Consider the following 15,322-nt stretch of genomic DNA (forward strand, 5'->3'; position numbering starts at 1 on the left):
TCACTGATTTATGTTGCTACAAACTCATATGCAAGTGACTACTCGCAAACGTATTCAACAACGTTAAGACCAAAGCCGCCCAATGCGTGGTAACGCTTGGTGCTTGAAGACAGTAAACGCATATCGTGAACGCCTAGGTCTTGTAGAATCTGAGAACCCACACCAACACGACGAGAAGTACCTTGCTTCTTCGCCATGGTTGGTTGCTCATTCTTATCTTGCGCTTCGAACGTCTTCACTTTGTGGATCAAAGAATCAGACGACTCTTCGTTACCCAAAATAACCAACACACCGCCTTCGTCGCCAATGCGCTTCATCGCTTTATCTAGCGACCAGCTACGCTCAGTACCACGGTCTGAATGAAGCAGATCGGTAAACGTATCATGCAGGTGAACACGTACTAAAGGAGCACCTTCAGACAAGTCGCCTTTTTGCATCGCATAGTGGATCTGGTTATCAATCGTGTCACGGTAAGTCACAAGCTCAAAGTCACCAAACTCTGTTGGCAAATGGCACTGTGCTACACGTTCAATCGTCGTTTCGGTGTTGTTGCGATATTCAATCAAGTCAGCAATGGTGCCTAGTTTGATATCGTGTTTTTCAGCGAAGACTTCAAGATCAGGGCGACGTGCCATGGTGCCATCGTCATTGAGGATCTCAACGATAACCGATGCTGGTTCACAGCCTGCTAGACGTGCTAAATCACAACCTGCTTCTGTATGTCCTGCGCGAGTCAGAACACCGCCATCTTGCGCTGTCAGTGGGAAAATATGACCAGGTTGAACAAGATCAGCCGCTTTCGCGTCTTTCGCCACTGCCGCTTGAACCGTCACTGCACGGTCTGATGCAGAGATACCCGTCGTTACACCTTCAGCCGCTTCAATCGAAACCGTAAAGTTCGTGGTGTACTGTGCATTGTTGTCTTGAACCATAGGCGCTAGACCCATACGGCTTGAACGCTCTTTGGTTAGCGTCAGACAGATTAAGCCGCGGCCATACATCGCCATGAAGTTAATCGCTTCTGGCGTAACATGTTCTGCTGCCATGATCAGATCGCCTTCATTCTCGCGATCTTCATCATCCATCAGGATAACCATTTTTCCTAGGCGAATGTCTTCAATAATTTCTTGAGGAGTACTAATTGGCATTGTTCTATATCCTTTGAAATGGTTCTGCTTCCTAGAACCGACACTATTTAAACCTGATGATATTGCTTCGCTTTACAAAGTCTCGCTTAACGCACTTTGTATCAACGGTTAGGCAAAACCATTCTGCTGTAAGAATTCCATCGTTAATCGAGATTCAGGCTCAGATTCTTGTTGCTGACCTTGCAGTAAACGCTCCATGTAACGCGCTAATACATCGACTTCTAGATTCACTTTACGACCGACATTGAATTGGTCGATGGTAGTTTCTGAAGAAGTGTGAGGAACGATAGTCAGCTTGAATGCGTTCTTGCGTAAATCGTTCACTGTCAGGCTGATACCATCGACCGTTACTGAACCTTTTTGAGCCACGTATTTTGAGATTTCTGCTGGCATTTCTACCCAGAACTCAATCGCCCGGCCAACTTGGTTACGTTCAACAATCTCACCTACGCCATCAACGTGACCCGATACAATATGACCACCGAAACGCGTGGTCGGTAGCATTGCTTTCTCTAGGTTGACCTTATCGCCAGCTTGGTAATCGACAAAACCCGTTTTTTTCAGGGTCTCAAGCGAAAGGTCTGCACTGTAGCTGTGGTCGTTATACTCAACAACCGTCAAACAAACACCATTGGTAGCGATACTGTCGCCTAACTTAACGTCAGCCATATCAAGATTACCAACATTAACCGTTACGGTGATGTCTTCTCCGCGGGGAGTGATTGCACTCAATGTACCTACGGCTTCTACAATTCCTGTAAACATTTTAAAACTCTTTTTGTTGTCAACGACACGTATGTAGTTGGATTAACTATTTCGAGAGTGGTTTTTCCGCTCTTGGTTTAGCCACGATGCGAATATCCACACCAACCTGTCGAACATCTTTAATTTCTAGGTCAATAACGTCAGACATTGAAGTGAGCCCTAATGCGCCCATCAAACCTCGTCCGTCACTGCCCATAAGTTTAGGTGCTAAATAGAGGATTAGCTCATCCACCAGCTGTTCTTCAATCAAGCTTTTTGCCAATGTAGCGCCCGCTTCGACCCAAATATGGTCGATATGATTTGCAGGTAATTGACGCATCAGATCGTGCAAATCAAGCTGACCTGCATCTGTGGTTCCGACTTCAATATCAGCAGACGCTTCGGCAACTCTCAACACTGATGTTGGAGTCTGGAATAACTTGAGCTCAGGACGCAGTTGGTTTTGACGATCAAGAATCACGCGAATCGGCTGACGCAGCTCGTCTTCAGCGTAATGATCTTTGATGCTGCTTGGCAACTCCGTCCAACGAACATTCAACGATGCGTTGTCTTCAATCACCGTCTGGCTAGTTGATAACACCGCACCTGATTTTGCTCGGTAGTTCTGAACGTCACGACGCGCTTCTGGCGATGTGATCCACTGGCTTTGACCATTGTTCAATGCCGTTTGCCCATCAAGGCTAGCGGCCATCTTTAACTGAACGAATGGCATGCCCGTTTGCATACGCTTGATAAATGCAGGGTTCAAGTCGAGAGCGTCTTGCTCTAGCAAACCGATTTCAACCTCAATACCCGCATCGCGTAGCATTTTGATACCACGACCCGCGACTTTTGGGTTTGGGTCCTGCATGGCACAAATCACTTTGGCTACTTGAGCCTTAATCAAACTTTCAGCACAAGGCGGCGTTCGACCGTAATGAGAACAAGGCTCTAGCGTGACATAAGCCGTCGCACCTTTTGCCTTATCACCCGCCATTCGCATGGCATGTACTTCAGCATGAGGTTCACCAGCTTTGGCATGAAAACCTTCACCAACGATCTGACCATCGGTTTGCACAATGACACAACCCACATTCGGGTTGGGTGCAGTAGTGTAAATGCCGCGTTTGGCTAACTGAATAGCACGCGACATCATTTGAAAATCTAGGGGAGTAAAGTTTGACATGATTGAGGAGTTAATCCTCTAATTTAGCGATTTCTTCGCCAAACTCTCGGATGTCTTCAAAGCTGCGGTAAACAGAGGCAAAACGAATGTACGCCACTTTATCCAATTCTTTCAATTGGCCCATCACAAGATTACCAATCATCTCGCTTGGTACTTCACGCTCGCCCGTTGCACGGAGTTGTGACTTAATCGTACTGATCGCAAGTTCAATCGCATCAGCACTCACTGGGCGTTTTTCTAGGGCGCGCTGTACACCACCCACCATTTTATCTTCATTAAATGGTTCGCGGTTTCCATTCGACTTTATGACTTTGGGCATCACAAGTTCTGCCGATTCGAACGTAGTAAAACGTTCACTACATGCAAGGCATTGACGGCGACGACGAACCTGATGGCCATCGGCTACCAGTCTTGAATCGATTACTTTAGTGTCGTTCTCTGAACAAAAAGGACAATGCATATCACCTCCAAATAATTGAATATCAGTGTAACGGAATTGCCAAACGTTAGGAAAGAAAAAGGGCCAATTAAGGCCCTTTTGTGTGGTGATTCATTGATTATTGCTACTCGATCGCCATTTCAAAAATGAGCTGAGGAGTAAAATTAACGACCAGCGTTAACCGCGGACTAAATAGTTCGCTTTACCTACCCATTTGTAGCTTGTCAGCTCTTCTAAACCCATTGGGCCGCGAGCATGCAATTTCTGAGTAGACACGGCAACTTCAGCACCTAAACCAAACTGTGCGCCATCGGTGAAACGTGTTGATGCATTCACATAAACCGCTGCAGAACCAACAGAGTTAATGAAACGCTCTGAACTCTCTAGGCTGTTAGTCATGATTGCATCTGAGTGACTCGCGTTGTGTACACGCATGTGGTCAATCGCTTCTGCCACATCCGCAACGACTTTCACGCCTAGCGTGTAGCTTAGCCATTCAGTGTCAAAGTCGCCTTCAACCGCATCACGTTGGTCTTCAAAACCTGTTAGCAGTGACTTTGCACTGGAATCGGCTACCAAGGTTACCTTGCCTGCTAAACGCTGTTTCAGCTTAGTTAGGAAAGCTTCAGCAACCGCTTCATGCACTAGCAGTGTATCTAACGAGTTACACGCTGACGGGCGTTGAACTTTTGAGTTTTCAACCACATCGACAGATTTCTCAAGATCAGCGCTTTCATCAACGAAGATATGGCTGATACCAAAGCCGCCAATGATAACTGGGATGGTGCTGTTCTCTTTACACATCTTATGCAAGCCAGCGCCACCACGAGGAATGATCATATCCACGTAGTCATCCAGTTTAAGCAGTTGAGAAACGAGTTCACGATCAGGCTTCTCGATGTACTGAACAGAAGCGGCTGGAAGCTCCGCTTTCTCTAATGCAGACTGGATAACCTTAACCAGTTCCATGTTCGAGAAGAACGTCTCTTTACCACCACGTAGAATGCTTGCGTTACCTGTCTTCAGACACAGAGCTGCAATATCAATCGTTACGTTTGGACGCGCTTCATAGATAACACCAACCACACCAAGTGGCACGCGGCGGCGAGACAGTGACATACCGTTTTCCAGTACTTTGCTGTCAATCTCGCTGCCAACTGGGTCATTCAGGCTAATTACGTTACGAACATCGTTAGCGATGCCGGTTAAGCGCTCTTCATTAAGAAGTAGACGATCAAGCAGTGCGTCGGTTAAACCTGCTTCGCGACCTAATTCGATATCTTTCGCGTTCGCTTCTAAAATCGTTGCTGCGTTTGCTTCTAGCTCATCAGCGATGATCGCCAATGCTTTATTCTTTTGCGCCGTAGATGCGGTCGCTAGGTGGAAAGCAGCGTCTTTTGCTGCGATACCCATGTTAGTTAAATCCACGTTTAACTCTCCCTAAATTCTGTCTGTCTTTGGATGCAAAAAGGCGATTCGCCTTATCATCACGAGCTACTCTTGGATTACAACTAAGTCGTCACGGTGAATGACTTCTGACCCATAATCGTATCCAAGAATGTCACCAATATCTTTACTGTGCTTACCTGCAATTTTTGCTAGGTCTTGGCTTGAATAACTGGCGATACCACGCGCAATTACTTTGCCTTTGCTGTCTGTGACTTGGGTAACTTCACCACGAGAGAATTCGCCTTTAACTCGAACAACCCCTTTCGCCAACAAGCTGCTGCCTTTGGTGTTGACTGCATTTACTGCGCCGTCGTCGACCACAATGTCACCTGCTGAAGCAGGGCCCGCTAAAATCCAGCGTTTACGGTTTTCAAGCGCTTCCGCTAAAGGCAAGAAACGTGTGCCTTGTGGGTTGTCACTCAGTGAATCAAACACCACATTTTCAGCACTGCCCGCAGCAATAATCACTTCAATACCGGCACGACGAGCAATATCCGCCGCCTGCAGTTTTGTTGCCATGCCGCCGGTACCTAATGTCGTACCGCTGCCGCCTGCGATCTTGCGCAGTGTGTCATCAATGGTTTTCACTTCTTTGATGAGCTCAGCATTTGGGTCTTTACGAGGGTCAGCCGTAAACAGGCCTTTTTGATCTGTTAGTAGCAAAAGCTTATCAGCACCGCACAAAATACCCACTAAGGCCGACAAGTTATCATTGTCGCCCACTTTAATTTCGTTGGTTGCTACTGCGTCGTTTTCGTTTACTACCGGAATAATATCGTGTTCAACCAGTGCGTTGATCGTGTCACGTGCATTAAGAAAACGCTCGCGATCATCGAGATCAGCACGAGTCAGTAGCATCTGGCCAATCTTAAGACCATAGATAGCAAACAAAGACTCCCAAACTTGAATCAACTGGCTTTGCCCAACTGCCGCAAGCAACTGTTTGCTCGCCATTGAGTTGGGAAGTGCGGGGTAACCAAGGTGTTCACGTCCTGCTGCAATTGCGCCAGACGAAACCATAACCACAGAGTGGCCTTGTTTTTTTAATTCAGCACATTGACGAACCAGCTCAACCATATGAGCGCGGTCTAATGCCAATGTTCCACCAGTTAAGACACTGGTACCCAGTTTAACAACGACAGTTTTACGCTGTGTTGTTGTCCCGCTTTGATGATTTGTTGTCATGAAGTCTTTTATGGATAAAACAAATAAGAGGTGATGTTTTAGCAATCAAAAGGGGAATTCACAAGCAGAAAAGGTGCGAAATCGCACCTTTTTGCTTTATATAGAAGAGTAACCTTTAAAATTAGACGAATTCGACAGACTCTTCGTCTAATTGGATACTGATTTCAAACTTACTTTGAAGTTCATCAACCAGTTTTTTGTGGAAGGCTTCTTGAGTTCGAGAGACCTCAGCTACCGCCTTTTTAGGTAACGGCAAAGAATCCCAGTTACCATCGATGTTGTACTTGCCGATATTGTACTTCGCCGAATATCCCTCTTCCGACTTATCCAATTCCAGCCACCAGCCCCAAAACTCGCGTTCTTCTGGTGATTTTTTATCGTTCACACATACAGACAAGCAATCAAAGATATAGTGGCCTTCTTCTGATTGCGGTTCCCTTAAGTAAGGCCCGATCGCCTTTAAAACATTCAACAAGCGGTAATGCGTAGGTTGTTGTGTCACTTCTGACATATTGAATCTCCATTTTCAATGTTAAGAATGACGCTACTCAGACTGTTATACGTAGAAACTACGCAATTGGATTTTATAAATTATCGCTGAGTATCAGGTACTTAGTTTGTACACTTTTCATGCTTAACTAATTTAGGAGAAATGTCATCTAAATAATTCATCCTCAAGCCACTTTATCGCCAATTCGAGGGATTGCTCATAACCTTGTGTAATTGACTTAGCTTTGATTTTCTTCGCTTTTCCGTAATCACTGTAAATAGCAACCAGTTGATTATCCATTGGCGGTGAAACCGGGTCACCTTCCAGAGCCAATGCCAAGATAGGAACGCTGGTTTTACTGTTTGACAGCAAACCTTGTACCTTGAGTGACCACGCCATCAACTGCCCAGAAAGGCTATTGATATCGACCGCCCCTTTACCAAGGCGCGAAGCCAACACATCTAAATGCATCTTAGGCATCTGTTTCAGTTTGTCTGCATGAACGAAGATGTCGTGAATTGGCGCGCCTAAAGAGATACACGCTTTAATCTTATGTTGCTCAAGGAAAGATAATCTCACCATCGCATTGCCACCGAAGCGGAAGCCAAACAAACCAACTTTATGGTGATCGACCCATGGAATGTTAGGCAATTCATTCAGCACCGCTTGGTGAAGACAAGATGAGTCTTCTGTTAACGGCCAATGTGCACTGTGCCCTATTGATGGCATGTCTACCGTTAACATAGCAATGTTCTTAGGTGCTAAATAATCCCTAAACAGGCGCCACATATCGGTTTGCAAGCTATCTAGACCCGCGCTGACAATCACAACCGGTTGTGGTTTATCTGTCTTGGTTAGGTGCAAGTTCGCTTTGATCTTCTTGTTTTGGTATGGAATATCAATCTGTTTGACGATCAACTTAGTGTGCTTTATCGCTTCAGAATAGGCTGCGTTGGCCAACACTTGAGCCTGAGCTGCCAAGTTGTCGTTCTTGAGATGTGGGTAACCCGCAATACTGAAGCACAGCGATGCTAAAAACAGCTCTTCAGCCATCTCTTCACCGTTCTTTTCATTAGAACGATTCTGATGCTGCATACCCAGCTTGGTCCATTCGTATGCCCAGTTACCGCTTCGGTAACCCATGACCGTATCAAGCCACTCATCGGTTGTCCGAGAGTTATCTGATGACGCGATGCGAGCCAATACCGCTTCTTGCTCTATTGGATTAACGCCTTGCCAGACCCACTGAAGACGTCTTAGGTTTCGGTACCATGATGAGTTTTGCTGTTCACGCTTCTCATCCAATAACGCTTCAGAGCTAGGCATGTATTGTGTCAACATTGAGGTCTCTTTCGCCTGCTTGTGCTTTACAAACAAAGTTTCCGAAAGGTTCGAGCTCGTTTCTTCTGGTTCAGACATTGGGATACTTAATAAGAAATGGTTGTCACTAATAATATAAAAAAAAATGACCCTATAAAGGGTCATTTCTCAAAAAACTAAGTTTACGCTTATTTTGACTTGCGATTTACTGGCTCAACGTAGCTTAGGCTAGTATCCCAAGGTTGCTCAATCCATGTATCTTGGGCGATATCAACAATGTACTCGTCTAGCAAATCAGCGCCAGATGGTTTTGCACATACAGCGATCAGTTTCGCTTTAGGGTACATTTCGCGAAGCTTACGTGCAGTGTCACCACTATCAACCAAGTCTTCAACGATTAGGAAGCCTTCGCCGTCACCTTCTGGTGCTTTAACGACTGTCATATCACGTTGGTGATCGTGGTCGTAGCTAGAAATACAAATCGTATCTACGTGACGAATACCTAGCTCACGAGCCAAGATTGCACCAGGAACCAAACCACCACGGCTTACCGCCCAGATGCCTTTCCATTGCTCTGCTGGCATTTGCTTTTCAGCAAGTTGACGGCAGTAAGTCTGCATGTTGTCCCAAGTGATAATGAATTTGTTGCTCATAGTATAAAACCTAATAATTTTGTCATGTTATTAGAGGCTATTTCAAACATAGCCTCTTCAGCGATTAAGCAGAAATCTAGACGATTAAGCGAAAATGTATTTAAGAATAAAGATAACGGACATTACCCATACCGCAGGTGAAACGTCGCGACCTTTACCACTTAGCAGCTTAATTGCAGCGTAAGCGATGAAACCTAGTGAGATACCCTCAGCGATAGAGTACGTCAGCGGCATAAGCAGACATGTTACCACGACTGGTGCGGCTTCCGTAAGATCACGCCAATCAATGCCAACTAGTCCAGACATCATCAGAATTGCTACATAGAAAAGTGCACCTGATGTTGCGTAAGCCGGAATCATACCTGCAAGTGGCGAGAAGAAAAGAGCCAGTAGGAATAAGATACCAACAACAACAGCAGTTAGACCGGTACGACCGCCTTCAGCAACACCCGCAACACTCTCAACATAAGAAGTTGTGTTTGATGTACCTAGCAATGCACCAATAGATGTTGCTGTAGAGTCAGCAAGCAGTGCTTTGTTCAAGCGCGGTAGTTTACCGTCTTCTTTGATTAGGTTTGCTTTCGTTGCAACACCAACCAGAGTACCCGCTGTATCGAACAAATCGACGAACAAGAATGCGAATACAACTGAAATCATACCGATTTCAAATACAGCAGAGAAATCAAGCTGCATGAATGTCGGTGCAAGGCTCGGTGGTGTCGACATGATGCCGCCGTATTGAACGTCACCGATCGCAATACCAATCGCTGTGATAGCGAGAATCGCGATCATTACTGCGCCTTTCACACCACGGTGAACAAGAGCAATAGTAATGAAGAAACCAAGCGCGCCTAAGATAGGAGCAATCGCGGTAATGTCGCCCAGTGAAACTTTAGTCGCTGGGTTAGAAACAACGATGCCTGCATTGCTAAGCGCGATAAACGCTAGGAAAAGGCCGATACCAGCAGAGATACCAACACGCAGAGACATAGGGATCGAGTTGATAATCCATTCACGAATCTTAAAGATACTTAAGAAGATGAAGATTACGCCTGATACGAAAACCGCTGCCAGAGCAACTTGCCACGTATAACCCATACCCATTACAACAGCATAGGTAAAGAAAGCGTTCAAACCCATACCTGGAGCTTGAGCAATTGGATAGTTAGCAACAAAGCCCATGATGAAACAGCCAATAGCAGCCGCTAAACAGGTTGCTACAAATACAGCGCCATGGTCCATCCCAGCGTCAGCTAGAATCATTGGGTTTACAAAAATGATGTAAGCCATTGTTAGGAAGGTTGTTAGACCTGCGATGATTTCAGTGCGCACATTGGTGCCATTTTCACTGAGTTTGAATAGCTTTTCGAACATTATCGAATCCTATAAGGGTAAGAGTAAACGGTTGCGTAATCGATTGGCTGTGGATTATAAAGTTATCAAATAACAAATTCCAGATAGAATTAAGGCTCTAATTAATATTTATCAGAATGCCGTATTAAACAGAACGATTAAAAGAGAATGGGGAAATTCAAATTACCATTAAAAACAATACCTTAAAAATAAAAAAGGCGGCGGAATAATTTGGTTATTTTTTCGACCATTGGTTATTTTCATTAAGAATGTAGCTCACAAATTCTCAATCAAAACTCACAAGAGTTATGTATTTTCCAACAGAATCAGTAATAAGGTGCGAATTGATAGCTTGGCGTTCAAAAAACGACCGCAACGAATAGCGGAGAAATGGTGAATGAAAGTAGTTAATAAAAAAGCAGGCGGTAAAGTAGCAGGCAAAAAAAACGCCACTCAAAACTGAGTGGCGGTAGAATCTGTCAACCAAAAGGGCTGTAAAAGAATTCCAATATATAGGGGTGAACAAAACTGTTCGAGTTACATGCTTCCGGTATTAGTAACCAAAGCTTGTAGGGTATGCAAAGTTGCTAGTGTAAACAGAGCTGTTAATCCAGAACATTGCAGATGGTAAACCTTTCATAACTATCACCTTAATAAATCAATAAAAAACGAATTTGATTTCTCGGTTCCTTGGAGGCGATAAAACGGACTCATCCTTTGAGCATTTACTCTTCATCTCAGAAGTTGGTTATTAATATACCTCAAAGAAAAAAGATTACAAGTATTTTTTGCTGTGCGTCACACTTTTTACCATTTATGGTTATTTTACAAACTTATTTATGTAATTAAATTACAGAACAGAGCTAAACAAACGTTTGCTTATGCCATCAATAAGCATCAGCTCACTTATTAATGATCAGATAGACAAGATCGCTTTCAAAATTTGAGGATTTTGAGGTTTAGAACCGCTACTCGTCAAAACGCTCAAGTGGTATGCTGTTGCCATCAAAACAGACCCATATTTTAGATTTTTGTTCTAAGTTTTCACCTATAGAAATCCTAAATATATGGTTATCAAATAAAAAAGGAGTCATCCGTGTCTGAATTCCATTCTGAGATCAGTAAATTGTCCCCTGCCCCTATTTGGCAGTTTTTCGATAAGATTTGTTCAATCCCACACCCTTCAAAGCATGAAGAAGAGCTTGCTCAATACATTATTGCTTGGGCAACAGAGCAAGGCTTAGATGTACGCCGTGATCCAACGGGCAACGTATTCATCAAAAAGCCAGCAACGCCGGGTATGGAAAACAAAAAAGGTGTCGTGCTACAAGCTCACATCGATATGGTTCCACAAAAGAACGAAGACACTGATCACGACTTTACAAAAGATCCAATCCAGCCATACATCGATGGTGAGTGGGTTACAGCAAAAGGCACAACGCTTGGTGCTGACAACGGCATGGGCATGGCATCTTGCCTAGCTGTTCTTGCTTCAAACGAAATCCAACACGGCCCTATCGAAGTTCTACTAACCGTAGATGAAGAAGCAGGCATGACTGGTGCGTTTGGTCTTGAAGCCGGTTGGTTAGAAGGCGATATCCTTCTTAATACTGACTCAGAGCAAGAAGGTGAAGTGTACATGGGTTGTGCTGGCGGTATCGACGGCGCAATGACATTTGAAATTGCACGTAACGCAATTCCAGCCGACTTCGTAACACGCAAGCTAACGCTAAAAGGCCTAAAAGGCGGTCACTCTGGTTGTGACATTCACACTGGTCGTGCAAACGCAAACAAACTGATTGCTCGCTTCCTAGCCGGTCACGCAAAAGAGCTAGACCTTCGTATCGTCGAATTCAAAGGTGGTAGCCTTCGTAACGCAATTCCTCGTGAAGGTTTCGTAACGGTTGCTGTTCCTGCGGCAAACCAAGAAAAACTGGCTTCACTATACAACTACTACACAGAGCTGCTTTCAACAGAGCTAGGTAAAGTAGAAGACAGCATCGTGACCTTCAACGAAGAAGCTTCAGTTGAAATGGGCACACTAGCATCAGCAGACCAAGCTCGCTTTATCGCGGCACTTAACGCATGTCCAAACGGCGTGATTCGTATGAGTGACGAGATTGAAGGTGTTGTTGAAACATCTCTAAACGTAGGTGTTATCACAACGGAAGAAGATTCAATCACAGTACTTTGCTTGATCCGTTCTCTTATCGACTCTGGTCGCAGCCAAGTAGAAAGTATGCTTCACTCTGTTGCTGAACTAGCAGGCGCAAACATCGCGTTCTCTGGTGCTTACCCAGGTTGGAAACCAGACGCAGATTCAGAGATCATGCATATCTTCCGCGACATGTACGAAGGCATCTACGGTCACAAGCCAAACATCATGGTTATCCATGCTGGCCTTGAGTGTGGTCTGTTCAAAGAACCTTACCCGAACATGGATATGGTTTCTTTCGGCCCAACGATCAAGTTCCCACACTCTCCTGATGAGAAAGTGAAGATCGACACAGTTGAGCTGTTCTGGAACCAAATGGTTGCATTACTTGCTGCGATCCCAGAAAAAGCATAAATCGATTCGCTAGTGTTTTTCAGTAAATGGTGTTTCCAATAAATGGGCTCTTCAATAAATAGCACTTTTCAGTAAACATCGTTTATTAAGAACAAAATAAAACAGGTACTCATGAGTACCTGTTTTTGTATCTAATCTTTGTCACTGCTACTTGTGACTAAATAACTAAGCGCGTGAAGCCGCGTAGCTTTCTAGCTCATCAATTGAAGTTTGTGCTACGACTTCGCCGTCGATGAAGTACGTCACCATCTCGCCATCACGAACACCGATTAACGTCGCACGCTCACCAGACTGGTAAGTGATGTCCATTTGGATAGTGTTTTCGTCGATCTGCTGCATTTGACCTTTCTCAATCATATCGGCACTCGTGATCGGGCCTACTGGCGCTTCAGTCAGTGACTTATCAAGCTGATCGTTGATATCAAGGTAAGTATCAGTCTTAGTATCAAAGATGTGCGGAGCACCTGTTAGTGGGTTGCTACCCGTCCAGAACTCTAGTGAGTTAAATACTAGGTAATCGGCAGCAACCGTTAGACCGTACGCAGGTGCAAGTAGTATGTTCAAACCACCACGAGCGTAGCGGTTGTCAACAGCCTTGATGTTGAACTTCATTAGGTAACCCGTTACTGCGTTGCTACCCACACAGCCAGATAGAGCAACAGATACCACCGCTAGTGCTACAACTTTTGAAATTGTTTTTTTCATTTTGATCTCGATATTTGAATTTGGCCGCCAAAAAATGGCGATGGATAATACCAACCAACCGAACAATAAATATCAGCGTTAAATCAATGTATTGTCAGGAAATTCACAATTCTAAACCCCTTCTAACTAGCCAAATCAAAAACAGAAACCAATTAAGAAACCCCTCCATAAAAAAGTTTTGTCGTCACCGTAAAGCGATTGATTCGTACTAAAAATCAACGATTGATACATTCCGTGTTAACGAATTATCACCATGTTGAGAACAACATAAATGGCAAGACTAAAACCTAATCAACCCTTCGAATTACTTGGTTATACTGTTCAGCCAGGACAGAGAATGGAGATTGAACTGCAAGCGGCTCAGCTTTACACGCATTCTCCACTTTCAATCCCGATTGAAATTATTCATGGTCGCCAAGCGGGCCCAACACTGATGGTAAACGCGGCGATCCACGGAGATGAACTAAACGGTGTTGAGATTGCACGACAACTGACCAATGCGATAGATCCAAAAAAACTGAAAGGAACACTACTTGTTGTGCCTATCGTTAACGTATTTGGTTTTATCCATAAGTCTCGTTACCTACCAGACCGTCGTGACCTGAACCGTTGCTTCCCTGGAAGTGAGAAAGGATCACTGACATCACGCATCGCTCACACCTTCTTTGAGAACGTAGCGAAGCACTGTGATTACATTTTGGATCTTCACACGGGTGCGATTCACCGTACTAACTTGCCACAGATCCGTGCAAACCTGTCGAACCCTGAAACACTGCGCATCGCAAAAGCGTTCGCAACACCCGTGATCATAGATTCTCCACTGCGTGATGGTTCATTGCGCAGCGAAGCGGAAAAATTAGGTATTCCTGTATTAACTTACGAAGGTGGTGAAGCGCTGCGTTTTGATCACCTAGCGATTCGTGCGGGTTACCTTGGCGTACATCAAGTGATGAAAGAAATCGGCATGCTGCGCCCTAACCGTAAGAAGTTACCAGAGCCAGTATTGAGTAAATCGACCAGTTGGATCCGCGCTGAATCAGACGGCATTTTGCGTAATATGGTAAGGCTTGGCGAACAAGTTGAAACAGGACAAACCCTGGCTTACATCAGTTCTCCATTGGGTCACCAAGAAGGCCAAGTAATCACCACTAAAGGCGGTATCGTGATTGGTCAACAAACTCTACCGTTGGTAAACGAAGGTGACGCAGTGTTCCACATTGCTTACTTCAAGCAAGATGATGATGAAGTGGGACAGTCTGTAGAGAGTTACATTGAAGAAGTCGCGGAAGACGATTGGCTGACAGCGCTAAACAACTAAGGACCGATTTCGGGTAATTAGTGAATCAGATACGTAGCCACCAGCCATTCAGTGGTTACGTGATCCAGACCAATATGCCACAAATGAAAAAGCCCCGATAAACTTTTAACTAGAAAGAGAAAAGCTATATCGGGGCTTTTTTTACTTGTCCCTTATCTTAAAATTAAGGGACCTGTAAATTAATTGTGCACTGGATTACTCAGCGTCTTCTTGCTCTTCTTCACGAGCTTTTGCGCGTGCTTCACGTGCTTGTTCAGCTTTAAGCTCTTTAGTGTGACGTAGTTCGTCACGCTCTTTACGCTGCTCTGATTTACGCTCGTTACGTTCTGCTTGGTTTGAGATGAAAGATGCTAGCTCTTTCTCTGCCCACTCTTGTGCTAGAGCTTCAGTTTCGAAACCAGACTCACGCTTAGATACTGTTGTGCTGCGAGACGTTACTTGACGAGTAATCTCTGCACACCAACCGTTGCGTTTTTCTGTAAGGCGGATATCAAATTTTTTGTTCTTAGACATGTTCTATTTTTTCCTAAGGGAGATCATTAAGGGATCGGTCACTTTGATAACTCCATCTAAGTGAGCATCTTTTAACACCATCCCTTGGTAAGCGCGGTATTAGAGCACAAATCAATGAATATTGCTGCAAATATTTGCAGCGGATCACACTCCCATGCTGCAAATCGTTTGCGCCGGATTTCAATGGGTTCGTAACTCTCGATTCATCATCAACTTCTGTGCAATTTTATCGACAACAATGAAATGAACT

Annotated in this window: 14 protein-coding genes; 2 read left to right on the plus strand and 12 right to left on the minus strand. The window is 44.6% G+C overall.

What is annotated here, in order from left to right; translation table 11 throughout:
- Positions 1-38 precede the first annotated feature (38 nt).
- From ribBA to OQJ75_RS00885, 10 genes are all read right to left on the minus strand, one after another.
- Positions 39-1,148: a bifunctional 3,4-dihydroxy-2-butanone-4-phosphate synthase/GTP cyclohydrolase II gene (gene ribBA, locus OQJ75_RS00840; protein WP_048615539.1), complete on the minus strand. Its 1,110-nt coding sequence runs from the start codon at positions 1,146-1,148 to the stop codon at positions 39-41.
- A gap of 108 nt (positions 1,149-1,256) precedes the next feature.
- The gene (locus tag OQJ75_RS00845) at positions 1,257-1,913 is read right to left on the minus strand and encodes a riboflavin synthase (protein WP_004734396.1); all 657 of its coding nucleotides are present in this window, start codon (positions 1,911-1,913) and stop codon (positions 1,257-1,259) included.
- A gap of 46 nt (positions 1,914-1,959) precedes the next feature.
- On the minus strand, positions 1,960-3,048 hold the full coding sequence (gene ribD, locus OQJ75_RS00850; RefSeq protein WP_265970514.1) for a bifunctional diaminohydroxyphosphoribosylaminopyrimidine deaminase/5-amino-6-(5-phosphoribosylamino)uracil reductase RibD: 1,089 nt from the start codon (positions 3,046-3,048) through the stop codon (positions 1,960-1,962).
- Positions 3,049-3,088: 40 nt separating this feature from the next.
- Positions 3,089-3,538, minus strand: a complete 450-nt coding sequence (nrdR, locus tag OQJ75_RS00855) for a transcriptional regulator NrdR (RefSeq protein WP_004734394.1) — start codon at positions 3,536-3,538, stop codon at positions 3,089-3,091.
- 156 nt (positions 3,539-3,694) lie between these two features.
- Positions 3,695-4,945, minus strand: a complete 1,251-nt coding sequence (locus OQJ75_RS00860; protein ID WP_265970515.1) for a glutamate-5-semialdehyde dehydrogenase — start codon at positions 4,943-4,945, stop codon at positions 3,695-3,697.
- 66 nt (positions 4,946-5,011) lie between these two features.
- The gene (gene proB / locus OQJ75_RS00865) at positions 5,012-6,196 is read right to left on the minus strand and encodes a glutamate 5-kinase (protein WP_012604650.1); all 1,185 of its coding nucleotides are present in this window, start codon (positions 6,194-6,196) and stop codon (positions 5,012-5,014) included.
- 76 nt (positions 6,197-6,272) lie between these two features.
- Entirely contained in the window at positions 6,273-6,662 is a 390-nt protein-coding gene (crl, locus tag OQJ75_RS00870) for a sigma factor-binding protein Crl (protein WP_017060787.1), read from the minus strand.
- Positions 6,663-6,806: 144 nt separating this feature from the next.
- A complete protein-coding gene (gene frsA, locus OQJ75_RS00875) occupies positions 6,807-8,060 on the minus strand; it encodes an esterase FrsA (RefSeq protein ID WP_265970516.1) in 1,254 nt (417 codons plus the stop codon).
- 89 nt (positions 8,061-8,149) lie between these two features.
- A complete protein-coding gene (gene tet(34), locus OQJ75_RS00880; RefSeq protein WP_265970517.1) occupies positions 8,150-8,614 on the minus strand; it encodes an oxytetracycline resistance phosphoribosyltransferase domain-containing protein Tet(34) in 465 nt (154 codons plus the stop codon).
- Positions 8,615-8,698: 84 nt separating this feature from the next.
- Positions 8,699-9,988, minus strand: a complete 1,290-nt coding sequence (locus OQJ75_RS00885) for an NCS2 family permease (protein ID WP_004734411.1) — start codon at positions 9,986-9,988, stop codon at positions 8,699-8,701.
- Between the two features lie 1,075 nt (positions 9,989-11,063).
- Here OQJ75_RS00885 and OQJ75_RS00890 point away from each other — a divergent pair.
- Positions 11,064-12,536 carry an aminoacyl-histidine dipeptidase gene (locus OQJ75_RS00890; RefSeq protein ID WP_265970518.1) on the plus strand — a complete coding sequence of 491 codons (1,473 nt, stop codon included), beginning with the start codon at positions 11,064-11,066 and terminating at the stop codon, positions 12,534-12,536.
- 165 nt (positions 12,537-12,701) lie between these two features.
- Here the strand turns inward: OQJ75_RS00890 and OQJ75_RS00895 are convergent, their stop codons facing one another.
- Positions 12,702-13,241, minus strand: coding sequence for a DUF3332 family protein (locus OQJ75_RS00895; RefSeq protein WP_065205066.1), 540 nt, complete (start codon positions 13,239-13,241; stop codon positions 12,702-12,704).
- Positions 13,242-13,512: 271 nt separating this feature from the next.
- On the opposite strand from OQJ75_RS00895, the gene OQJ75_RS00900 reads away from it, so the two are divergent.
- Complete coding sequence (locus tag OQJ75_RS00900) at positions 13,513-14,559, plus strand: succinylglutamate desuccinylase/aspartoacylase family protein (protein WP_265970519.1); 1,047 nt, start codon at positions 13,513-13,515, stop codon at positions 14,557-14,559.
- A gap of 195 nt (positions 14,560-14,754) precedes the next feature.
- Here the strand turns inward: OQJ75_RS00900 and OQJ75_RS00905 are convergent, their stop codons facing one another.
- On the minus strand, positions 14,755-15,072 hold the full coding sequence (locus OQJ75_RS00905; protein WP_004734416.1) for a DUF3622 domain-containing protein: 318 nt from the start codon (positions 15,070-15,072) through the stop codon (positions 14,755-14,757).
- Positions 15,073-15,322: the final 250 nt, after the last annotated feature.

This window comes from Vibrio sp. 14G-20 (assembly GCF_026241515.1).
In the GTDB taxonomy this organism is placed as follows: domain Bacteria; phylum Pseudomonadota; class Gammaproteobacteria; order Enterobacterales; family Vibrionaceae; genus Vibrio.